The organism is Sulfurospirillum diekertiae (assembly GCF_002309535.1).
GTDB lineage: Bacteria > Campylobacterota > Campylobacteria > Campylobacterales > Sulfurospirillaceae > Sulfurospirillum > Sulfurospirillum diekertiae.
This window is the reverse complement of record NZ_CP023275.1, coordinates 377,792-399,848: the sequence shown is the minus strand read 5'-3', so window position 1 is coordinate 399,848 and position 22,057 is coordinate 377,792. Positions and strand designations below refer to the sequence as shown.

The 22,057-nt window shown below is 40.5% G+C and carries 25 protein-coding genes; 11 read left to right on the top strand and 14 right to left on the bottom strand.

The annotated features are described in order from the left end of the window. Positions 1-30: 30 nt before the first annotated feature. From SJPD1_RS02110 to SJPD1_RS02090, 5 genes are all read right to left on the bottom strand, one after another. Entirely contained in the window at positions 31-756 is a 726-nt protein-coding gene (locus SJPD1_RS02110; RefSeq protein ID WP_096045764.1) for an ABC transporter ATP-binding protein, read from the bottom strand. After that, the gene (locus SJPD1_RS02105) at positions 749-1,531 is read right to left on the bottom strand and encodes an ABC transporter ATP-binding protein (RefSeq protein ID WP_096045763.1); all 783 of its coding nucleotides are present in this window, start codon (positions 1,529-1,531) and stop codon (positions 749-751) included. Before SJPD1_RS02105 ends, SJPD1_RS02110 begins: the two co-directional genes overlap by 8 nt. Further along, positions 1,528-2,478: a branched-chain amino acid ABC transporter permease gene (locus SJPD1_RS02100; protein ID WP_096045762.1), complete on the bottom strand. Its 951-nt coding sequence runs from the start codon at positions 2,476-2,478 to the stop codon at positions 1,528-1,530. Before SJPD1_RS02100 ends, SJPD1_RS02105 begins: the two co-directional genes overlap by 4 nt. Then, the gene (locus SJPD1_RS02095; RefSeq protein WP_096045761.1) at positions 2,475-3,377 is read right to left on the bottom strand and encodes a branched-chain amino acid ABC transporter permease; all 903 of its coding nucleotides are present in this window, start codon (positions 3,375-3,377) and stop codon (positions 2,475-2,477) included. Before SJPD1_RS02095 ends, SJPD1_RS02100 begins: the two co-directional genes overlap by 4 nt. Positions 3,378-3,459: 82 nt before the next feature. Then, positions 3,460-4,581, bottom strand: coding sequence for a branched-chain amino acid ABC transporter substrate-binding protein (locus SJPD1_RS02090; RefSeq protein WP_096047770.1), 1,122 nt, complete (start codon positions 4,579-4,581; stop codon positions 3,460-3,462). Positions 4,582-4,927: 346 nt separating this feature from the next. Between SJPD1_RS02090 and SJPD1_RS02080 the strand changes: the two genes are divergently transcribed. The 3 genes from SJPD1_RS02080 to SJPD1_RS02070 all read left to right on the top strand — a co-directional run bounded on the left by SJPD1_RS02080 (position 4,928) and on the right by SJPD1_RS02070 (position 6,934). Continuing rightward, the gene (locus SJPD1_RS02080) at positions 4,928-5,680 is read left to right on the top strand and encodes an SDR family oxidoreductase (protein ID WP_096045759.1); all 753 of its coding nucleotides are present in this window, start codon (positions 4,928-4,930) and stop codon (positions 5,678-5,680) included. 143 nt (positions 5,681-5,823) lie between these two features. Further along, complete coding sequence (locus tag SJPD1_RS02075) at positions 5,824-6,057, top strand: VF530 family protein (protein WP_096045758.1); 234 nt, start codon at positions 5,824-5,826, stop codon at positions 6,055-6,057. 4 nt (positions 6,058-6,061) lie between these two features. Beyond that, a complete protein-coding gene (locus tag SJPD1_RS02070; protein WP_096045757.1) occupies positions 6,062-6,934 on the top strand; it encodes a DMT family transporter in 873 nt (290 codons plus the stop codon). On the opposite strand, the gene SJPD1_RS02065 is transcribed toward SJPD1_RS02070, so the two are convergent. Together SJPD1_RS02065 and SJPD1_RS02060 are read right to left on the bottom strand one after the other, a co-directional pair. Continuing rightward, a complete protein-coding gene (locus tag SJPD1_RS02065) occupies positions 6,912-7,328 on the bottom strand; it encodes an ester cyclase (RefSeq protein WP_087437677.1) in 417 nt (138 codons plus the stop codon). The genes SJPD1_RS02070 and SJPD1_RS02065 overlap by 23 nt on opposite strands. Next, complete coding sequence (locus SJPD1_RS02060) at positions 7,329-7,586, bottom strand: hypothetical protein (protein ID WP_096045756.1); 258 nt, start codon at positions 7,584-7,586, stop codon at positions 7,329-7,331. It abuts the gene before it with no gap. A 142-nt stretch (positions 7,587-7,728) separates the two neighbouring features. Here SJPD1_RS02060 and SJPD1_RS02055 point away from each other — a divergent pair, with 142 nt between their 5' ends. After that, positions 7,729-8,628: a polysaccharide deacetylase family protein gene (locus tag SJPD1_RS02055; RefSeq protein WP_096045755.1), complete on the top strand. Its 900-nt coding sequence runs from the start codon at positions 7,729-7,731 to the stop codon at positions 8,626-8,628. A 3-nt stretch (positions 8,629-8,631) separates the two neighbouring features. Here the strand turns inward: SJPD1_RS02055 and SJPD1_RS02050 are convergent, their stop codons facing one another. Continuing rightward, positions 8,632-9,399, bottom strand: coding sequence for a putative hydro-lyase (locus tag SJPD1_RS02050; RefSeq protein WP_096045754.1), 768 nt, complete (start codon positions 9,397-9,399; stop codon positions 8,632-8,634). A gap of 80 nt (positions 9,400-9,479) precedes the next feature. Between SJPD1_RS02050 and SJPD1_RS02045 the strand changes: the two genes are divergently transcribed. From SJPD1_RS02045 to SJPD1_RS02030, 4 genes are all read left to right on the top strand, one after another. Then, the gene (locus tag SJPD1_RS02045) at positions 9,480-10,316 is read left to right on the top strand and encodes a DUF4392 domain-containing protein (protein ID WP_096045753.1); all 837 of its coding nucleotides are present in this window, start codon (positions 9,480-9,482) and stop codon (positions 10,314-10,316) included. 3 nt (positions 10,317-10,319) lie between these two features. Continuing rightward, on the top strand, positions 10,320-10,742 hold the full coding sequence (gene trxC / locus SJPD1_RS02040) for a thioredoxin TrxC (protein ID WP_096045752.1): 423 nt from the start codon (positions 10,320-10,322) through the stop codon (positions 10,740-10,742). A 3-nt stretch (positions 10,743-10,745) separates the two neighbouring features. Further along, a complete protein-coding gene (locus tag SJPD1_RS02035) occupies positions 10,746-12,005 on the top strand; it encodes a P-loop NTPase fold protein (protein ID WP_096045751.1) in 1,260 nt (419 codons plus the stop codon). 81 nt (positions 12,006-12,086) lie between these two features. Beyond that, on the top strand, positions 12,087-12,437 hold the full coding sequence (locus SJPD1_RS02030; protein ID WP_096045750.1) for a hypothetical protein: 351 nt from the start codon (positions 12,087-12,089) through the stop codon (positions 12,435-12,437). An 18-nt stretch (positions 12,438-12,455) separates the two neighbouring features. Here SJPD1_RS02030 and SJPD1_RS02025 read toward each other — a convergent pair whose 3' ends face one another. Then, positions 12,456-13,760, bottom strand: coding sequence for an EAL domain-containing protein (locus tag SJPD1_RS02025; RefSeq protein ID WP_096045749.1), 1,305 nt, complete (start codon positions 13,758-13,760; stop codon positions 12,456-12,458). Between the two features lie 168 nt (positions 13,761-13,928). Here SJPD1_RS02025 and SJPD1_RS02020 point away from each other — a divergent pair, with 168 nt between their 5' ends. Continuing rightward, on the top strand, positions 13,929-14,273 hold the full coding sequence (locus SJPD1_RS02020; RefSeq protein WP_096047769.1) for a hypothetical protein: 345 nt from the start codon (positions 13,929-13,931) through the stop codon (positions 14,271-14,273). Here SJPD1_RS02020 and SJPD1_RS02015 read toward each other — a convergent pair. Both SJPD1_RS02015 and SJPD1_RS02010 read right to left on the bottom strand, forming a co-directional pair. After that, positions 14,270-14,641, bottom strand: coding sequence for a hypothetical protein (locus tag SJPD1_RS02015; protein WP_096045748.1), 372 nt, complete (start codon positions 14,639-14,641; stop codon positions 14,270-14,272). The two genes, SJPD1_RS02020 and SJPD1_RS02015, sit on opposite strands and share 4 nt — an antisense overlap. Positions 14,642-14,686: 45 nt before the next feature. Continuing rightward, positions 14,687-15,427, bottom strand: coding sequence for a dienelactone hydrolase family protein (locus SJPD1_RS02010; protein WP_096045747.1), 741 nt, complete (start codon positions 15,425-15,427; stop codon positions 14,687-14,689). A gap of 156 nt (positions 15,428-15,583) precedes the next feature. On the opposite strand from SJPD1_RS02010, the gene SJPD1_RS02005 reads away from it, so the two are divergent. Next, the gene (locus tag SJPD1_RS02005; RefSeq protein WP_096045746.1) at positions 15,584-17,425 is read left to right on the top strand and encodes a PhoX family protein; all 1,842 of its coding nucleotides are present in this window, start codon (positions 15,584-15,586) and stop codon (positions 17,423-17,425) included. Next, positions 17,406-19,295, top strand: a complete 1,890-nt coding sequence (locus tag SJPD1_RS02000; protein ID WP_096045745.1) for a hypothetical protein — start codon at positions 17,406-17,408, stop codon at positions 19,293-19,295. The genes SJPD1_RS02005 and SJPD1_RS02000 overlap by 20 nt, the downstream gene beginning before the upstream one ends. A gap of 69 nt (positions 19,296-19,364) precedes the next feature. On the opposite strand, the gene SJPD1_RS01995 is transcribed toward SJPD1_RS02000, so the two are convergent. The 3 genes from SJPD1_RS01995 to SJPD1_RS01985 are packed head-to-tail and all read right to left on the bottom strand — an operon-like array spanning position 19,365 to position 21,974. Next, entirely contained in the window at positions 19,365-19,970 is a 606-nt protein-coding gene (locus SJPD1_RS01995) for a cytochrome c3 family protein (RefSeq protein WP_096045744.1), read from the bottom strand. Between the two features lie 10 nt (positions 19,971-19,980). Beyond that, positions 19,981-20,409, bottom strand: coding sequence for a cytochrome c3 family protein (locus SJPD1_RS01990; protein WP_226372227.1), 429 nt, complete (start codon positions 20,407-20,409; stop codon positions 19,981-19,983). A 2-nt stretch (positions 20,410-20,411) separates the two neighbouring features. Continuing rightward, positions 20,412-21,974: a flavocytochrome c gene (locus tag SJPD1_RS01985; RefSeq protein ID WP_096045743.1), complete on the bottom strand. Its 1,563-nt coding sequence runs from the start codon at positions 21,972-21,974 to the stop codon at positions 20,412-20,414. Positions 21,975-22,057 lie beyond the last annotated feature (83 nt).

Genomic DNA, 22,057 nt, shown 5'->3' with positions numbered 1-22,057 from the left:
AGGGGGCATTAAATGCCCTCTAGCTACTTCTTATAAAACCTCTTTTTTTCTACCTAAATATGCCTCTTGTATCACTTCAGAAGTTAATAACTCCTCACTACTTCCACAGTACGTAATTTTACCAAGTTCTAAAACATATCCACGATTGGCTAGTTTAAGGGCTGCTTTTGCATTTTGCTCAACTAAAAGAACTGTAACGCCACTTTTGCTAATCTCTTTGATGGCTTTAAAAATCACTTTGACTAAAACAGGTGCAAGTCCAAGGCTCGGCTCATCTAAAATAAGTAATTTTGGTTTACTCATGATGGCTCGTCCAATAGCTAGCATCTGCTGTTCGCCACCACTCAATGTACCTGCAAGTTGTTGTTTACGCTCATACAAACGGGGCAATATCTCATAAATCCAATCCAATGTCAAAGCATCGTATTTTTTTAAAGTGTAAGCACCCATCATCAAATTTTCCTCAACACTCAGTGTTCCAAAAACACGACGCCCTTCAGGAGCATGACTCATACCAAGGCTCACAATCTCATGGGCAGGTGTTTGAGTAATATCCTTATTATCAAATATGATACTTCCCGCATTGGATTTTAAAAGGCCACTAATGGTTTGAAGGGTTGTCGTTTTACCAGCGCCATTGGCACCTAAGATGGTAACGACTTCGCCTCGGTTGACATGTAAATCAATCCCTTTGATCGCTTCAACGGCGCCATAGTTTACATGTAAATTTTTGATGTCCAATAATTTCTCATTCATCGTCATCATCCTCATCACTTCCAATATACGCCTCAACAACCATAGGATCATCTTGAACAAAGGACGGAATGCCTTCGCTAATTTTCGCCCCAAAATTAATCACTGTAATGTATTCACAAAGACTCATCACCATATCCATATCGTGCTCAATCATCATAATCGTAACACCCATCGCTTGAATTTTGCGAATAGTTTGTGTTAATTCCAACGTCTCATTTTCATTTAATCCCGCAGCAGGCTCATCCAAAATGAGAAGCTCTGGCTCAGCGGCAAGTGCACGAGCCATCTCAATACGTCTTTGAATACCGTAAGAGAGATCGCCCGCTGGTGTTGTCGAATACTCTGAAAGGTTGAAAAACGACATTAGTTCACCTACTTTTTCCCAATTAGCTCGCTCATCTTTATAATACGCAGGTGTTGGAATAACGCCATTGTACCAACGCTGTTGAGACTTAATGTGGCGACCTGACATAATGTTTTCCGCCACACTCATCTCTGAAAAGAGGCGAATGGTCTGAAAGGTTCGAAGAATACCAAATGCCGCAATTTTATCGGGACTTGCACCTTTAATATCGCGACCTTTCCAAAGAATCTTTCCGATTTCGGGTCGATAAATCCCCGTAATGCAGTTAAACAAGGTTGTTTTCCCTGCGCCATTGGGTCCAATGATGCCGTAGATTTGTCCTTTTTTGACTTTCATAGAGAGGTCATTAATAGCAATAAGTCCTTGAAAATACTTGCTGACATGGCTTATTTCTAAAATATATTCGCTCATTTGACCTCCTTTTTAAGGAAGCTTGGAATGTTACCAAAACGAACAGGCCAAATACCGCGCGGTCTTAAAATCATCGTCAAAATCATTGCAATTCCAAAAACCAAATAACGCGCCGTTTCAAACTCTCTAAACATTTCAGGAAGCACAAACATAATGAATGTTCCAATTAAAATACCCGGCAAAGAAGCAGAACCACCCACCAAAACAATCGTAAAAAACATAATGGACTGTGTTACGTTAAACGCCTCTGGGCTCACCGCAGAATATTGAATGGAAAACATACTTCCTGCAGCCCCTGCAATACCTGCCCCTAAAATAAAAGCATACAGTTTAAAGTAGCGTATATTAATACCCATACTTTGTGCGGCAATTTCATCTTTATGGATGTAAAACATCGCACGTCCAAATTTACTGCGATCAAGATTGCGAATAATCAAAAGGGTTATGCCTAATAATAGAAACGCCATATAGTACATATGGGTTTGAGAAGAGAGTTCATAACCAAAGAGTTTCACCACATCAATGCCAAAAAGGCCATTAGGCCCTCCCGTTAAGCCAAAAACATCATTTTCAAGGACTTGAATAAAAATGATATTAAAGCCAATCGTTGCAACCAACAGATAATCCCCTCGTAAATGAATAATAGGTGCAACCAACAAAAAGGCAAAAAACATTGGAATCAACACCGCTGGCAAAAGCGTTGCAAGAATGGGAAGCCCAAAATTAACATTGAGAATAGCAGTGGTGTACGCACCCAATCCAAAAAACATCGCATGACCCATGTGAAAAACACCCGCGCGTCCTAAGATAATGTCTTGAGAGAGTGCCACCACAGAGAAAACCAAAAAGGTTGTTCCAATCGCCAACCATGCCGAATCCACAAACAAAGGGAAAAAGCCCATGAAAGCGAGTAAACAAAGGGTTATAAGTGTGCTTTTATTCATCATACTTTCTCCGCCACTGTTTCGCCAAGAATTCCCGTTGGTCTCAAGACTAAAATCGCAATTAAAAGCACAAAGGTAAAAGTCTCTGCCCATTGCGTTGAAATATACCCTGTAATCATTGCATTGAAAAGCCCTAAAAGAAGCCCTCCAAGCATTGCACCGGGGATATTGCCGATGCCTCCCATGATGGCAGCGACAAAGGCATTAAGCCCATACATCCATCCCATATCAAAGGTGATTCCACGGTAGTAAGAGCCTATAAAAAGCCCTGCAACAGCACCCAGTGCGGAGCCGATAATGAAGATAATCATAATAATGCGACCCACATTAATGCCCATAAGTTTTGCAGCATCTTGGTCAATCGCAACGGCGCGAATGGCTGTACCAATTTTGGTCTGGTGAATGAAAAAATAAAGACCAACCATTAAAACCGATGAAACGCCCAAGATCATCACTTGTGTAAAGGTAATCACAATGCCACCAACAGCCCAAATCGTAGAAGGAAAAAGATTAGAGGGAAATATTTTCATATTGGGGCCCCAAATCAGCATGACAGAATTTTGAATGACAAGTCCTGCTCCAAGGGCAGATACCACGGCACTGAGGCGTGGTGCAGTTCGTAAAGGTCTATACGCTAGGCGCTCAAGAAGTACACCCACACAAGCAACACTCAGAGCTGTCAATGCAAACACCGTGATAATGACACCCAAAGAGGTTGCACTCTCCCCAAAAATTTGTGCGTAAACACTGAGTCCTATAAAAGCAGAAAAAGCAACGAGGTCACCATGCGCAAAATTGATAAGCCGCATGACGCCATAGACCATTGTATACCCTAAAGCAACCAGTGCATAAAGGCTTCCAATAGTAAGGCCGTTGACCATTTGTTGTAAAAAAATATCCATAGAGAACCTTATTCTAATAGAGTGAGATTGCCAAAGAGAGCTCTCTTTGGCAATGTGCGCTGAAAGTGTACCAGTAAAATGCTTATTGATAAACGATTTTGTAGCTTTTATCCGCTTGAACTTCATACGTCATATAGCCACCACCGGTTCGTTCACCATCTTCTCTAAAGGTCACAGGGCCTGTAATACCGGGGAAATCTTTGAGTTTATGCATCTCTTCAGCAATCACTTTGGTGTCTTCAGATTTGGTTTGCTCCATTACATGTAAAATAACACGAAGACCATCTACGTTCATCAATGACCAAATAGATGCTGGCATCGCATTGAATTTTGCTTTATAATCCACTAAAAACGTTTTAGCAATATCATACGGTAAAATATCTGGGGTCGGTACATTAATCAAAAGTGTCCCTTGAGCACTCTCCCCTGCTAATTTCATATAATCAGGATTGTCATTAGAGTCGCCTCCAACAAAGTCTGCTTTAATGCCTAACTGCATTTGTTGCGCGCGTAAAAGTCCTCCATCGGTGTAGTAGCCACTAAAATAAATCACATCGGGTTCCATGGCTTTGATTTTTGTCAAAGTAGCTGTGAAGTTCTGAGAGCCTGATTTGATTTTGCCTTCATAAATGATATTGGCATTTTTAGCCTTGAGTGCTTTGATCGTCGCATCGGCTAGGTCTGTTGAGTAGCTGGAGTAGTCTGAGAGAATAACGATTTTTTTGTACTGTTTGCCATCAACAAAGTATTTTGCTGTGTAATCTGCCTCAGCACTGTTGGGGAAAGAGTTTCTGAAAAATGTCCAATATTTATGTGCGATCAATGAGTCACTTGTGCCATCGCTGGTTTGGAGTACCCCTGCTCTGTTGTAAGTGGTTTGGGCTGCTTCTGTTGCACCAGATGTGTAAGAGCCAATAACCGCTTTGACACCTTCATTGACCAGTTTTTTAGCACAAATGGCTGCTTGTTGTGCTGTACCTTGGTCATCACAGGTGACGACTTCGATTTTTTTGCCTAAAACGCCACCTTTAGCATTGTACTGATCCACAATCAGCTTCACACCGTTATCGATGCTTTGACCTTCATTAGCATATTGCCCTGTAATAGGCGCTTGCACACCAATCTTAATCACATTCGTTGCCGCGACACTCGCACTGACTAGCATTGAGCAGGCTGCCAAAGAAACCGTTAACTTTGAAAACATTTTCTTCACTCTTTCTCCTTTGTTTAATTTTTTATGTGTCACATTGTGCCTTATTAAAATTTAAAATTACTAAAAAAAACACTTTTGTACATCAAGGTATCTTAATATATTTTGACAACATTGTTGAAAAAAATATGATGCAATTTTCAACAAAAGGTATGATTATACCTCCATCTTGTATAATAGACTTTTTTCATAACAAAAGTTCAAAGTAGTCAAAGCACCAAAGGTGCGCGGGCTTACTGCCGAAGTAAACTCAGTGTTAACGTAGTTTTTAAAGCTTTGCTTTAAAAGCGTGTTCAGAGTTCTTATCGAACTCTAAATCAAAAAATGCAAAGGATGTGTCATGTCAAAAATTGTCTTGATTACAGGTGCAACTTCTGGTTTTGGAGAAGCAACCGCTGAAAAATTTGCAAATGCTGGCTATAAAGTGATTGCAACAGGTCGTCGAAAAGAGCGTTTAGATGCACTCAAAACTCGTCTAGCACACTGTGATATTTTAACACTTTGTTTTGATATTACCCAAAAAAACGAAGTGTTTGGTGCCATTGCTTCGCTTCCTGAAGCGTATAAATCTATTGATATTTTAGTTAATAATGCGGGTCTTGCTCTTGGACTTGAACATGCCAATGAAGCGAGTTTGGATGATTGGGAGAAGATGATCGACACGAACATCAAAGGACTGCTGTACATGACGAAAGCCGTTCTGCCTGTGATGGTTGAGCGCAAAACGGGCTATATCTTTAACATTGGTTCAACCGCAGGCAGTTGGCCGTATGAGGGTGGCAATGTGTATGGTGCGACCAAAGCATTTGTCAAACAGTTCTCGCTTAACCTTAGAACCGACCTTAAAGGCACACACGTTCGTGTGACCAACATTGAACCTGGTTTTTCACTGACCGAATTTTCCGATGTTCGTTTTAAAGGGGATAAAGTCAAAGCAGACTCTGTGTATCAAAATACAACACCGCTTTCAAAAGAAGATATTGCCAATGCCATCTTCTCACTGGCAGAACTTCCAGCGCATATTAACGTTAATCGTATTGAGATTATGCCAACTGTTCAAAGCTATGCAGGTCTTAGTGTAGAGCGTAACTAAACCTTTTTACATGTAAAAGCAAATAGAGTTTTTTCAAAACTCTTACTACGTCTTTAAAGTAAAGCTCTAAGGACGTAGTTAACACTGGGTTTTGCTCGACACAAAGCCCGCGCACCTTTGGTGCTTTTAATTTTGAGGAATACATGAATAACAACGAACACAACAACAATCCCCTTCATGGTGTCACGCTCGAAAAGCTCGTCACGGAACTCCAAGCACATTATGGCTGGGAAAAACTCGATGAAATGCTACGTATGAACTGTTTTCATGAAAAGCCAAGCATTAACTCATGTCTCAAATTTTTCCGCAAAACCCCTTGGGCACGCGAAAAAATCGAAAAACTCTACATCAATTTCCGTAAAAATCAAACGAAGTAATCCTATGACTTACACGAAAGCCTTTGGGATTACTTCCCTTGGCATGCTTCTTATGAGCTTTGAATCACCCCTGATTAAAATGACGCATGTGCCTGCTCAAAATTTTACCTTTTACTTTGGTCTGTGTATGTTTTTAACGATGAATATCACCTTGTACTCAAAGCATCAAAACAACATCGTTTCCATCTATATAAATCATCTCTCTACTATTTTATGGAGTGGATTTTGTATAGGACTGAGCAATCTTTTATTTATTCTCGCCATCAAACATACTAGCGTTGCCAGTGCCGTGTTTATTTTAAGTACCGGACCATTGGTAAGTGCGATGATTGCGTTTATCTTGTTTAAACAAAAAACACCACGCCGTACCTTTGGAGCAATCTTCTTTGTTTTTATAGGGCTTTCTATTATTTTGTTCAATGACTTAGAACTTGGAAATATGGAAGGAAATCTTTACGCTTTTGGATGCGTATTTGCCTTTGTATCGATGTTGTCCGTTTTAGAGCGAGACAAAGAGGCTAACCGACTTGCCTGTTTTGGAACAGGAGCGCTCATTGCTTCACTTTTAGCCGCTGTTACAGCACCGATTAGTGTTCCTGATAGTTATTCACTTTGGATTATTGTCTTTATGGGAGCGTTGCTCACACCACTTTCACGTGCATTTATTGGGATAGGAACAAAATTTTTACCCTCTGTGGAAGTGGCACTTTTGACGATTATTGAACCCGTTCTTGCACCTTTTTGGGTGTGGATTTTAATGGATGAAAAACCGCATATCAATACATTGATGGGAGGGGCCATCATCGTGACGACATTAATCGTTCACTCAATGATGGCCCATAAAGAGGCAAAAATTAACGATGTTCAATGGCATTAAGCTGCCCATACAATGCGTTTAAGTCTCCCAAAACCCATGCATCGACAATTTTTTCATTTTCAAATTTAAAAAAACACGCTCCAGAGTAACGGATTCGATTTCCCGTAGGTTCAAATCCAAAGAGTTTTCCAGAGTGTGTTGCCGTATAAACAAGTCTTACGGCAGCTTTATCGCCTTCAATGACAATATCTTCAATCACATGGTAAAGATTGGGAAACGCACTAAAAAGCATCTTTGCATAGTCACAAAAACCATTGATGCTATCAACTCTCATACCCAAAGAACCTCTAAAATTGAGGGAAGGGTCTAAAAAACGATTGGCTTGGTCGAGCTTTTTCTCATTCCACAGGACATCGTAATACTCTTCAATGATCTGTTTTATCTGTTTTGACATCTACTTTTTTTCCTTTTCTAATCCCTGCTTTGCTGGCGCTTTATGGGAAGGAGCACTACTGGTTGCTCCACGCTCAAACCAACTCTCGCTTGCATCGTATTCAAGCTCAAAAACTTTATCTAACCCTTTAGCTTCAAGCTCTTTATCGATATTTTGAGGGGTTAAACCCTTCTTCTTGCAAATCTCGAGAATCGCCTCAATATCTTCTTCAGGGATTCCACTGTAACGCATCTCTAAAACTGCTTCGTTGACCGTCATTCTCTCATTCTCATTATTTCGCTTAGGCTTTACAGCCCTCAATAATCCGTTTGAAAACTCAAACACCGCCTAGACAATAATTAGCAAAATTATAATCATATTTTTTCAAAAAAGAGCTAAAATTCTCGTAAAAGGAATGTATATGATGCGACTCATTTTATTTTTAATGCTGTGTTGGCTTCCATTGTCTGCTATTGAGTATATTAAGCACTATGAAATATTTGTCAAACAATACCAAGAAAACGACACTCTCTTGCTTGTTTCACGGCGTTTTGAACTGAGTGGCGTGACATTTTACCTCACTACCAATACGCAAACCCTGCAAACTAAAGTCCTCCCACTCGATACTTCAAAATTAACGCCGTTAGATGAAAATTTTTCAAAAACTCCCTTTGCACAACAACTCAATAACGCAACTGCTTTAGCGGCAAAAGGGGGAGCAACCCATGCGACCACGCAAAAGGATAAAGCTATCTATCTAACGATGGATCTTTGTCCTTCCACTAAAAAAGGGTATGAAAGTGATTTTATTGAGCAGTTAACCAAGCAAAATGGTAAAACACCGATTGCTATTGCCATAAGCTCCGCATGGAAAGACCACCACGAAAAAGAGTTTACTGCCCTTGTGAACAATCCTCTTTTACAGATAACGTGGGTAAACCATACGCATACCCATTTTTACGATTCCCATCTTCCTGAGCGTGAAAATTTTATGTTACATGTAAACACCGATGTCAAAACAGAAATACTTGGTGTTGAGAAAAAACTCCTAGAAGAAGGCATTACGCCCTCGGTCTTTTTTCGATTTCCGGGTCTCATCTCTGATGAAAAATTAATGCGTGAGCTTCGTGAAACCTATTTTTTAATTCCTTTGTCGGCTAACGCATGGATTGCAAAAAATGAGCCCATTAAAACAGGAAGTTTCATTCTCATTCATGGCAATAAAAATGAGCCTCTAGGGATAACGATGTTAGAGAAGAAGCTTCCTGAAGTGGTTAAAACTTACCAGTTCCACAGTCTTCAAGAAGCATTTGTGCCGTAACTTTTATTCGTAGTATTCGCTGTCTTTTTTATCGGTTACAAACATATGCCCCGGCGCATGCGTGATTGCAAAGGGAAGTTTCATGGCGGTTATGACATTTTGAGGTGTTACGCCACATGGCCAAAAGAGTGGAATTTCGTCCGCTTTGATCTCAATCGCATCACCATAATCAGGCTTTGAAACATCACGAATACCGATCATTTCAGGGTAACCCACTTGTATCGGTGAGCCGTGCATACGTGGAAAATGACTCGTGACAACACACGCATCTGCCACTTTCTCTTTTTTAATCGGGCGCATGCTGACGACCATCTCACCCGCAAAACCTTCAACAGGTTTGAGGGCAATGTTCGTGCGGTACATTGCAACATTTTTTTGCTGATCGACATGGCGCAGTGGCATACCATTTTCAATCAGTGCCGTTTCAAACGAAAAACTACACCCAATCAAGAAAAAGACCAAATCAAGATTGTAATACGGTGTTATGTCCGTCACGGTTTCAACGACAACACCGTCTTTTAAAATATTATACTTTGGAATTTCGTTTAAAATGTCAGCTCCCGGAGCCAAAACCTTGGAGAAATGTCCTTCCTGAATAATTTCCAATACAGGAATTGCTTTGGAATTTTCTTTTGCAAACGCTTCAAAACGTTTGGCGTACTCTCTTGGAAGGGCTACCATATTCATTTGAATATACCCAGGACATTCACCTGCTGTTGGTCTAGTAAATTCGCCTTTGGCTATTTTAGATCGTAATTCTTTTGGATACATTTTAATCCCTTTTTTTGGTTAAATTGTATCAAATTTTAGATACAATTTTTTCAGTAAATTTTTTACATGTAAAGGCTTTCATGCGCAATTTTCATACAATTGAAGAGATCGTTCTTCAACACTCCACCCGCAATATGGACAAAATTCAAGCCCACTTTCCTAATGAACACACTAAAAATGCCGTTCAAGCTTTTTTAAAACTCGACAAAGGTGTTGTTTTTATCTATACAGGTTTTTACGTCGCTGGTTACGCTGAGACTGATGGCCCTTTGGGCGCTTACTTTCTTGCAAAAGCTTTTGAAAAACTTGGCTATACTCCTGTTATCATCACCGATAGTTTTTGCGAGGATTATTTTTTTGATATTAAAACCCTCTACATTCCGATTGAGGGATTAGAAAATCAAGGGTACAAGATACTTTTAGACACGTACAAACCCGTAGCGCATCTTTCCATCGAGCGTTGCGGTCAAAATCACGAAGGACTTTACCTCAACTCACGTGGCGTTGATATCAAAGAGTTTACCGCACCTGTGGACGAGCTTTTCAAACTGGGCAGTCAAACCGCTCCTAGTTTTGGTATCGGCGATGGTGGTAATGAAGTCGGCATGGGAAGCTTCGCTGCTGTGCTGAAAAATAAAGAACTTTTTTACGATTACTGTGTCATCCCCTGCGACTACCCAATGATCGCTTCGGTCTCAAATTGGGGTGGGTATGGCTTCATCGCCGAACTTGAAAGAGTTTTACATGTAAATGTTCTACCGAGTTTTGAAGAGCTAGAGCAGTACCTTGCTTTTATCGTTTCCAAAGGCTCAGTGGATGGCATCAAACGAGAGTCCGTCATGTCCGTTGATGGTAAAGAGTGGGCCATAGAGCCCGAGATTCTCCAAGCACTTAAAGACTACGCAACGAAAGGATAACCCATGAAAGTTATTTGTCCCTCTTGCCTTGCAACCAATAATGTCCCTAAACAGGAAGTTTACAAAAAAGTCAACTGTGGTAAATGTAAAGCTTCCTTACTCGACCCACACCCCATCGCACTCACTAGCGACACCCTTGAAGCAGTCATTGAGAGTACCGATGTTCCCGTCATTGTAGACTTTTGGGCGCCGTGGTGTGGTCCGTGCAAAGGCTTCGCCCCCACCTTCCAACAAGCAGCGCGAGCGTACCCTTTGCGTGTTTTGTTCGCCAAAGTCGACACCGAAGCCGAGCAGTTTTTAGCCTCACGCTTTAAGATTCGTTCTATTCCTACGCTGATCGTTTTCAAAAATGGGAAAGAAGTAGAGCGTGTTTCAGGGGCTTTGAGCGATGAAGATTTGGATCGTTTTGTGGAGAGGTTTTTGTAATTTATGGCAAATTCTGAGAGCATCAAAAAATACCTTATTGAAGGTAATAAATCGTATTTAGATAACGATGATAATAATGGCACTATTTTGATGCTCTCAGGTGTATGGGGTTCAGGAAAAACCCACTTTTGGAAAAATATCATTGAAACAGATTTAATTCCAAAAATAAAAGACAAAAAGAAAAGTTATATTTTCGTGAGTCTTTATGGCAAGGATTCTATCGAAGAACTTCAAAATGAAATTTTGCAAAAATCATATAGTTTCGTCCAATCTAGAGAGACGGATATCATTAGCCAAACCTATTCTGTTTTTACAAAAATGACAAGTCTTATGCCTAAAATAACTGTATTTGGCGTAGGAATTGATGCAAGCAATACAAGCAAACAAATCGAAGAATTAAACAACAATGAAAAACTTAAAAAAGGTACCGATGCACTTTTGAATGGAGGCGTTATTTGTTTTGACGATTTTGAGCGAAAATCTTCCAAAATCGACCTTAACGATCTTTTTGGTTTTATCACAAACCTCACCGAAAACTTCCAAACCAAAACCATCATCATTTTAAATCAAGAGTTTTTTCAAGACCATGATACAAATGTTTTCAATACCGTTAAAGAAAAAAGTGTAAATAAATTTATACTCTATAATCCAACGATTGAAGAGCTTTTCGAGGTCATCTATCAAGATGAGAAATACGCGCCTCTTCAATCTTATAAAACAACTATTTTAGACGCTATTAAACTCAGTGAAGAAAAAAATGCGCGTATTTATATTCAAGTGCTCAATAATTGTTTAGAATATGTCGAAAAAATAAAAGATACTAATGAAAGAGCTATTTATCTTTTGACACTAATAACAGTAATTTTTTCAAAATATAATCTCATTATCCGATTATCTGTAAACATTCCAAGAAGACTAAATTCTTCTGATTCAAAAAAAGAAATATCCCCTGATTTCTATATAAATATTCCTGAAAAAGTTTCATACTCTTTGGAAGTCATTGATACTAAAAATCCACCAATAATAGAAGTTTTTTTACATGAACTAAAAAAGCGAGTTGAACAAAGATACTCTTCCAGTGAAAGTAAAACTATCCCAACGGAAGCTTTAAATTATCATTTTGCATATATTGAACAAAACAAAAATATGCTATTTATAATTTACAAATATTTCTTTCACAAAAAATACTTTTCACAAAACGATATAGAAGTTGTGAATAAAATCAGTAATTTTGTCGAAAGTGGCATTTTGCTCAAAGAGTAAAATCTTTCATTCTGAAATATTTTAAACCCCTCTTCTCTCACTTTGCTATCATAACTTTATAAATCAAAACTGAGGTGCATGATGGTTCTTGGCAAATGCCCGTATTGTGGAGGTGCGGTAATCTCGCAAAAGCTTACCATTCAAGGTCAAAAGGTCAATCTTTACAGTTGCGAGCATGCGAAAAAAGAGCGGGACATCAACGATGATTATGTGTTTAGCAGTGATGCAACGTGTCGGTTTCGGGTTTACTCGAATACTTTTTTGCGCTGGAATAAGCGAAGCCTCAGCGAATATGAAATGAAACAGCTTTTAAAAGAGGGGCAAATTGCGGTGCGGTTGCATGGGCGAAAAGGAACGAGTGAATATTTCAAATATGTCATTCCCGATCCCGAATACGGGGTGAGTATTTTATGGGATACCGAGGTCGCGTAAGCTTTACATGTAAAGTGTTTATTTGAGAATGTGAGGAGAAGGCATATCGATAAAATAGCCCTGAGAATAGTCGATACCCAGCTGTTTAACGGTGGAGAGAACCGTGCTAGAGTGAACAAACTCTGCAACGGTTTTTATGCCCAGTTTTTTGGAAAAGTCCACGATCGTCTCTACAATAATCTGAGCATTTTTGTCTTGGTCGATGTCTTTGATGAGACTACCATCTATTTTAATAAAATCAGGACTAAGTTTGGTGATGTAAGAGAAGTTGGAAAAACCGCTTCCAAAATCGTCAATCGCCACTTTGGCTCCATAGCGTTTGATCTCATTAAAAAAATGGATCACCTTGTTAAAGTCATTGACTTTCTCTGACTCTAAAAGCTCAAATGTGACTCTATGTCCCATGTTAGAATCACGTAATTTAGAGATAATGAAATCGTAAATATCTTGGTTAATGATATCCTCAAATGAGAGGTTGATGCTAAAATCGAACGCATGGGATTTAAAAACCTGAAAGCTCTTATCGATGATAGCCATCGTGATTTTATCATACACTTTAATCATCTTTGCAACGGGAATGAAGTTGTGCGGTGAATGAATTGCACCGTCCTCATCCACCAGGCGTGAAAGTGCTTCAAACTTAATAATTTCATTGGTCTTGTTGTCAATAATAGGTTGAAAATAAGGCACAATACCTGAAAAATCCACAATGGCTTTACGCACTTTTGTAGCATATTTGAGATTGCTCTCGTACTCTTGCGAAAAATTCATCGTGTCTTCGTATATCCAAAATTTCAACTGCTCTTTTTTGGCGTATTTGAGTGCCATATTGACTTTAGAAAAGATGTCATCACTGGTAAAACTTGCACTGGAAGAGAGCGTGCAGTCTACATAAATTTCGGTCTGCGCATAAGCATATTTGAGATGGGTGAGTTGTTTGGAAAGATGCGTCAGATAATTTTTGAGCAGATAAAAACTCATCCTTTTACCTACTAATATAGCAAATTCATCACCCGCAATGCGGTAAACAGAGACTTCATCAAGTTCTGTTTTCAAACTCTTTGCGAAGGACTCTAAAATAAAATCACCCACAACAAAGCCATAAAAATCATTCAGTAATTTAAAATTGTCGATGTTTGCAATAATAAGCGTAAAGTCACTCCCTTCTTCAAGGTCGTGTCGGAGCTGATAGAGATTGGGAAGGCGTGTCAGAGAGTCTGTGTAAAACTGTTCAACAAGATTTTTCTGCACGCGAAGGAGTTCTTGTGTAAGAAATTTGATCTTATCTTGTTGTTCTTGATTGTTGTTCACACTATTTCTCATACAAAGCCCTTTTGTCAAACTTGTGCTAGTGCTATAAAGTTATTGTACCTAAAAGATGACAAAATTATGAAATTGCTTTATAGTTTTTCTATCTAAAAAGTTCTTACTCATATCTGTTTGAGGCTGCTTTTGATACAATAAATTGAAAGATTTACAATGGAGGAACACATGATGATACGAATATTTTTGAGCCTTATTATGGCTCTTAGTGCCTATAGTGCGCAAAAATCTCAAGACATCGAAATTCCACGGACTGCCTATAAAGACATCTACAAATACTATCTACTGGAAGTAGGTAAACAAGCAACGGTGAATTATGTTGTCTTGAGACGTCAAAGCTTTGACACGATTTTATATATTAAAGCAGAAATTAATTGTCCTTCACGATACTTCAGACAAATTGGTTATAACGCAAAGTCTGCACGGAATATTCCAGCGAATAATCTCACAGAATGGTACCAACCAGCAATTGGCACCATTGAGTCAGATATTGTTTCCTATGTGTGCCGTTAACTCATCAGTTGTTCAAGTAACGGCTTCATCTGAGCATAATCTTCTCGTTTGCTAAACGCTTGCATCAGTTGAAGTTTGAGTGCACTTGCTTGTGTATCAAAAAAATCAGATGAACTTACTGAGCTCATAAGATCAAGTCCATTAACGCCAAGGGTATTCATTGCTTCCCATACAGCAGGAGAGCTTAGTGCTTTGTTGTTATCGTCTTTGACAAGTTTGGTTAACCACGAACTGTCTTCATTGTTAGCACCTGTAGAATCATAGTGCAACAAAAAATCTTCAAAGCTTCCTTTATCACCTTTAATTGAATTGTAAAGCCCATAACTGATACCTGCATACGGATCAATTTGAAATAGTCTGCTATCCATGGCTAACTCCTTTTACATGTAAAGATACAAGCAAAAAATATACCTCTATTTTGAAAGCATCTCTCCTAAAAATTCGACCAATCTTCGCCATGATTTTTTATCTGCATCTTCTCTGTAACGATCAGTTCCAAACACGCTAAACGCATGCGGAGCGCCACTGTACGTGATCATTTCATGCTTAATGCCTGTTTTTTCAAGCTCTTTCGCAAGGCCTGTAAATTCATCCAGACTCACACTCTCATCGGCTGAACCGTGTAAAACCAAAATAAACCCTTTTGTTTGTGTATAGTCTTCACCTGCTGGTGTTGCTAAGCCACCGTGAAAAATCGCAAAACCTTTAAGGGGTGTTCCCATACGTGCCATCTCCAAAAGCGCCGCACCACCAAAACAGTAACCAATACCTATGGCATTAGAGACGTTTGCACCCTCTTTTTTAGCCGCTTGATAACCTGCATCAAGAAGTTTACGCATTTTTGCACGGTCATTATAAAGTGCATTGGTTAAAGCTTTTTTTTCTTCAATCGTAACAGGTTTCACGCCCTGTCCAAAAAGATCTATGGCAAAAGCACCATAGCCAAGAGCATTAAGCATCTTCGCACGTGTCATTTCGTATTCATTCAGTCCATCCCAATCGTGTACGATAAAAACTAACGGTGCTTCATCCGAAGGCGTAGTATAGTACCCTTCATACGTTTTACCATCAACAACATACGTGACAAATCCCTCTTTGGCGAACGAGAGGGTTGCACACATGAAAAGCATAAAAAATGCTACAAATGTTTTCATTTTTCCTCCTTATAAATTTAAGACATTTTATTCTAAATCAGCTTACTTCAACTCCTACATAGCTGTCTAAATTAGCACTTATTTTTAAGATTGTAACATCTTTGTAACTCTTCTTGCCTACGATTATACTATCAAAATTTTTATCTGGAGGCTTTCGTGAAATCGTTTACAACACTCTGTGTATCGCTCTCTTTTGTTGCTTCAAGCTTATGTGCAGCAGGCTCAGTCGAATTTATAGGAATGGATGCACCCAAAACTCCTGAGCAGATGGCAAAAGCTTACTCGGAAGCCAAAGTCATTATTCACACTGCAAGTGGCGGAATGATTGAGCGCAATCTCTCGTACCAAACACTCTTTGGCGTCAAAGACAAAGTCGGAACCAATAAAAACCCCGCAGGACAACTTTACACCGCTTCCATGAAGCCTTTGCTTGACCCTTTTGGCAAACCACTCATTGCTGAAACTCCTGATAGCAACTCACTTTTAAATGTGGACGGTTCACTCTACCTTGTCACGCATTATGAGTACGACTGGATTTTAAGCGATGGCTCTTCGGCGGAGAAAACCGATGTGTGGCATGAGCGAGCACCGATGAGTATGACACTGACCTCCATCAAGCAAGATGCTAAAAATGGCAAGCTCAAAGCCGTTGATCAATACCCGATTGATTTTTCCAAAGTGGGCGGCATTTGGATTCCTTGCGCAGGCTCGCAAACCCCTTGGAATACCCACTTAGGAACCGAAGAAGATTATGATCTTTTCTTCACCGCTTCCAGTGGCAAAGAGTTCAAAAAAGCGCAAAAAGGCTTAAAAGCGATGAGCGAGCTCTACTTTGAGGGCAAAAAAGAGGCCAATCCTTACGATTACGGTCACATCACCGAAGTGGCTGTCGATAAAAATGGCAAAACCAATGTCACCAAACATTTTGCGATGGGTCGAGGCACATGGGAGATGGCGAAAATTATGAGCGATGGTAAAACCGCTTTTTTCGGAGATGATGGCACCAATGTCGGTCTGTTCATGTACATAGGCGACGCCAAAGGTGATTTAGACAATGGGTCGATGTACGCGGCAAAATGGCATCAAACCAATGAAGACGGTGCCAAAGATGGCGGTCAAGCAACGCTTTCATGGATCAAATTAGGGCATGCCTCTACCAAAGAAGTGATGGAATGGAAAGAGAAATATACGTTTAATGATATTTTTGAAGCGTATGCACCTGCAAGCTTTGATGCAAGCAAGCACGAAGGGTTTAAAGCCATTAAAGCAGGCCATTCGGACATAGAATACCTCAAGCTCAAACCGGGAATGGAAAAAGTGGCTGCCTTCTTAGAAACCAGACGTTATGCCGCTTATCTTGGTGCAACGACTGAGTTTAACAAAATGGAGGGGGTTGCCTTTAATCCCGAAGATAAAAAAATCTACATCGCCATGTCGTACATTGAAAAAGGGATGGCCAAAGACAGTTCCTTTGCCAACGATGATATTAAAGTTGCGAAAAATCGTTGTGGTGGTACGTATGAAATCGCACTTGCAAGCAATGTCAACGATAGCAATAACGAGCCAATCCTCAGCGACTTTGTTCCTATCTCCATGCACGTACCAAGCATGCTTTTGGGAGAAGAGATGGCAACGGATAAAGATGGCAATACATGCGTGGTTGATAAAATCGCCAATACCGACAACCTTTTCTACTCTTCAAAAATGCGTACACTTTTCATCGGTGAAGACAGTGGCGCACATGTCAACAACTATCTTTGGGCGTATAACATCGACACGAAAAAACTCTCTCGTATTCTCTCCATCCCGGCAGGTGCGGAATCAACAGGGCTTCAAGTCGTTGAAAACCTCAACGGCTACGCGTACATAATGAGCAATGCGCAACACCTTGGCGATTTCACCAAAACCACGAGTAAAGAGCTTCAACAAAAATTGACACCGCTGATCGACAAATTTCAAGCGCCTATTGGATATATCTATGGCATCCCAGGGCTTTAATCGCCTCATCATTCTGCTCTACCTTAGCCCTATTGTGGGCTTTGGCGGAACGTTGATGGGAGAATTTATCAGCCGTACGACGCTTAACAATCCTTACGCCAATATTCCCGCACAATGCTACATCGAAACCAGTGGTGGAGCGCAAAATGCCTGCATGTTTTGCCACACCAACGCCCCTGCACGAGCGCATTTAGGTAACAACAATCCTCAAGCAGGACTTTCAACGGTCACGGGCAATCTTCAAACGACATACAGCTTTGCTCCTGTTACCCAACAAACGATTGCCGCGACAATCAACCCGTGGGAAAACACCCTCTTCCCTGAGCGCCTCGAAGCGGCGTACCAAAAAAGTGCCAACCGTTTTGATGAAAGCACAATGCTTGAGTATCTTAAACACGATAATTGGAGCGATGCTTATACCAAGCGTGGTGGAAAAATGGGTTGGGAAAATGGACAAGATAGCTCTCCTTGGAGGCTTTTCCCCGACCTTTCGCCTTCCGATCTTCCTGCAAAAGAAGATGGCTTTGTGCGTACAAAAAGTCACGAACGTGCCATTTTTGGTGACATCACAGGTTGGCGTGCGATTAATTTTATGCCGTATGGTATTTTTACACCAATGAGTGGCAGTGTTTCGGGTATTTACATTCGTTTGCCTAAAACGTTTATGCAAGATGAAAAAGGAGCGTGGAGTGAAACTATTTACGCCCAAAATCTTGATCTTTTAGAGCGTGCAATTACCGACAGGCTTGAAGCAAATGATCCTCAAACGTACTATGGCAAGGCACATGATGTGGAAGTGCATCGTGGGCTTTATCCGCTTTACACGGAGTTTGCGCATCCGTTGCATTATGTCGATTTGCGCGCCAAAGGAACACGAGCAACTCGCGTGAAAGAGATACGCTACATGGTGAAAACCAAGATGTTTTACCCAGGAGAAGCGGTCGAAAAAGATGAAGATGCGCCCATCTATCTTAACGAAAAACAAGGGTGGATCAATAATGGTGCAGGTTGGATTTTGGCAGGATTTATCGAAGATGCCAAAGGAAATCTACGTCCTCAAAAAGCCGAAGAGTTGATGCAATGCATCGGTTGCCACAGTGACAATTACGGCTTTGAACCTTCCGCCTTTACTTCGGGCAGTAGCAATACGATCGACTCCACGTGGGCGTTTCCTCGCAAATTTCCACATAAGCTTGGCTGGGCAGAGATGGATTATCTTGCTTACAGTATGAAAGAGGGCAAAGCAACTTCGAGCAGAGGCGATCCGCTCAACCGCAAAACACAGCAAGGCGAATTTGGGTATTTTTTAAAGCATGTTGTGGGGGCGAATTTGTACGGAGTGATGCCTGCGAGCATGGAAGCCTTTTTGATGGAAACGATCACGAAAGCGCACGGTTTTAGCGATGATTGGCGTACTTTGGATTTACAGCATCCTGAGACTTTAGTGGCACAACAACGTTTACATGTAAAGCTCATGGGCGAATGTGTGGACCGCAAAGCGTATCTCACGCCAGAGGGATTTATTCAACCCAATTTACTCTATCCAACCCCAACAGAGGCGTTGAATGGCGCGATAGGGTATCGCAAAGTGGTTGTAACCCAGCGCTTTACTTTAGGAAAAGATGTGTTTGCCAAAACGCCTTTTACCTTTCGTTATTTTAGAAATGCCAAAGAAGCCTACACGCACCTTGATGGCAGACCCTATCAGATAGGCGAAATCATCACCGATCGCCCTGTGGAAAAAGAGGCTATTTTAACTGAAGGTGCAGGTATTACTGAGACATTAATCGATGAAAAAGACGCGTTGTATGATGGCGAATATCTGCCTCTTTTAAACGATCCTTTAGTTTATGTGAAGGCTTTAAAATAACGCATTCTAACTTTACATGTAAAGAGGGAGAAAGAACACACATCTCTCCCTCCTCTTGGTTTTGGAAAACTATTTTTTCTCCTTGCGCTGTTTTTCCCACTCATCCCACGATGTTGGGCTAGTGTCATTATGCTGAAAGAGTGTCTCACCTAATTCTTTATGTCCAACAAATTTATGACAGCTGGTACACTGCATTGCCTCTTTCGTCTCTTTGAATGCGATATATTTAAGATGCATTTTAGAAGAAGGTTCATCCTTGAATGCTTCTTGATTGGCTTTTTCTAAAAGAGTACTATGACATGCTAAACAGGAGCTATCGTAGGTGTAGTTTTTACGTGCATGCTCACGATTGACTAACCAATCTTTTTTGCTCGCATCGCCTGTAAGCACTGTCCATCCCTCAGCAACACCATTTCTAGCTTTAATCCCCAAATACGCAATGAGAGAACTATGCGGTAAGTGACACTCCGTACATGTTGCTTGTACCCCTTTTGGGTTGGCATTACCATGAATAGGATCTTGTATATGCGTTTGAGCAATCAAGCCATCCCATGAATGACACATGCCACAAAACGGTGCATCACCTGTTGCTTTCACCACTTTTGCTCCACCCCATACAAAAACCAATGTAACACAAAAACTCACCAATGCGGTGATGATAATGATCTTTTTCATCTGCCCCTCCTTACTTAACAATCAGCTGTTTCATGGTTTTTTGACCATGACACTGGACACAAAGATTTTGTGACGGCTGATGCGATTTGTGGCAAAGATCACAATCAATATTGGTAAAGTGCGGTGACGCATGGACATTATTGTTGTGCCCTAAATGCCCTGTACGCTCTTGCAATTTCTCATAATTTTCATGGCATTTAAAACAGGTCGCCTTCATCGCGCTGGAATAATCTTCCGCTTTTTCTTCACTGTGACACTCTTTACATGTAAGCCCTAATTTTTGATGCACTCCTTGTATCGGATAGTTTTTTTCCGAATATTTATCATTTAAATTGGGTGTAGCACTTAAGGATTCGCTCTCATTGGCTGCCATTGCCAATGTGCATAAACTGGCGAAAAGAACGATGCTGATGAGGAGTTGTTTCCATAACTGTTTCATCACTAACTCCTTACCATTTTTTGATAACGTTCAGCAATGGCAAAACCCGCTCGCCTACCAAAAACAATACAATCGACTACAGAGTTTGACCCTAGTCTGTTATACCCATGCCTTCCACCCGTCACTTCACCACACGCATAAAGTCCTTCAACAATTTTTCCTGTTTTGTTAAAGACTTCACAATCGACCGTTGTCCTAACACCTCCCATACAGTGATGAATCTTAGGCCCTGGGCGCGTTACAAAAAAAGGCGGTTTTTCAATCGTAATGTACTCATCTTTGTATTTAAAAAAGGTACGGCCAAACTCTGGATCTTTGCCTGTTTTAACATACGCGTTATACTTTTTAAGCTCATCCAAAAAAGCTTCTTTATTCACATTAAATTTTGTAATCATCTCATCCAATGTCTCAAACTGATACACAGCACCCGCTTCAATACCACGTTGCAATGCATCAATTTCAACTGTTTTTGCACCATTGACATCCATAATGAGAAGAGGATGATTTTTACCTTTTTCGTTCATTGCAAAAATGGCATCTGAACAAATACGACGATCAGCAATTTCATTGATAAAACGTCTTCCTGTTTTAGGATTAATCATCATGCCATAGCTGTATCCACCCGTAATAGTTCTAAATCCAAATCCAAAACTATCTTCATCTGCAGAAGTAACATGCATGATTTGAATGTACTGCATATCTATCAAATCAATGTCATCTTTAATCAATTTTTCAATGGTATAGCCCGTAGCGCCATAATGGTTTGTTGTAGGCATATCAGGGGTCAGTGCAGGGTTAAAAATCTGCCTTACTTTAGGGTCTGCCGCCCAACCACCTGTTGCTATAATCACACCTGCATTGGCACGATAGTATTTGACTTTACCCGTTTTATTGTCGTTTTCATCAAAAGTGCGATCAAATTTGAACTCATATTTTTCACGCACTTTCATACCCATGACAATGCCTTTGTCATTGTAAACCAACTCATCCATAATGATCCGCGTACGTTGTTGTCCGCCACGTTTAATAATCTGCTCTTGTAATGGTCGAGTAATGTAAGATCCCACACCCACGGAGTGATTACGAGGAGCACTGTGTCCACCACTTCGGCTAAACAGTTTCCATTTCACCCCATTTTCCACAAGCCAGTTAAACGCATCCAAACCTTCATATGCCATGATGCGCACCATCTCAGGATTATTCAGATTGTGCCCACTTTTGAGCGTGTCTTTGATGTGCATCTCAGGATCATCCATCACGCCGTTTTCTTTTTGAATCGATGTTCGAGACATCGCATATGAGCCTCCACTGATGGAGGAGTTTCCACCCATATACTGCATTTTATCAATCATCAGTACATTTTTTAGCCCTCGATCCATCATCGAAAGCATTGCAGCCGTACCCGCATACCCGCTGCCGACAACAATGGCATCGTACTCTTCATCCCATTTAGGAACATCCTTTTCCAACATTTTTGCTTGCGCATCCAATGTCGGAAAAAGTGCCATACCACCACCCAGTAATGCAAGTTTTTGCATCGCTTTTCTTCGTTGCATGTCTAACATGTTAGACCTCCTCTTTGTATAAGAACGTAACGCGTTCCAAACCAAAGATTAGGACAATTCAAACCAAAAGAGTGAACAAAAAG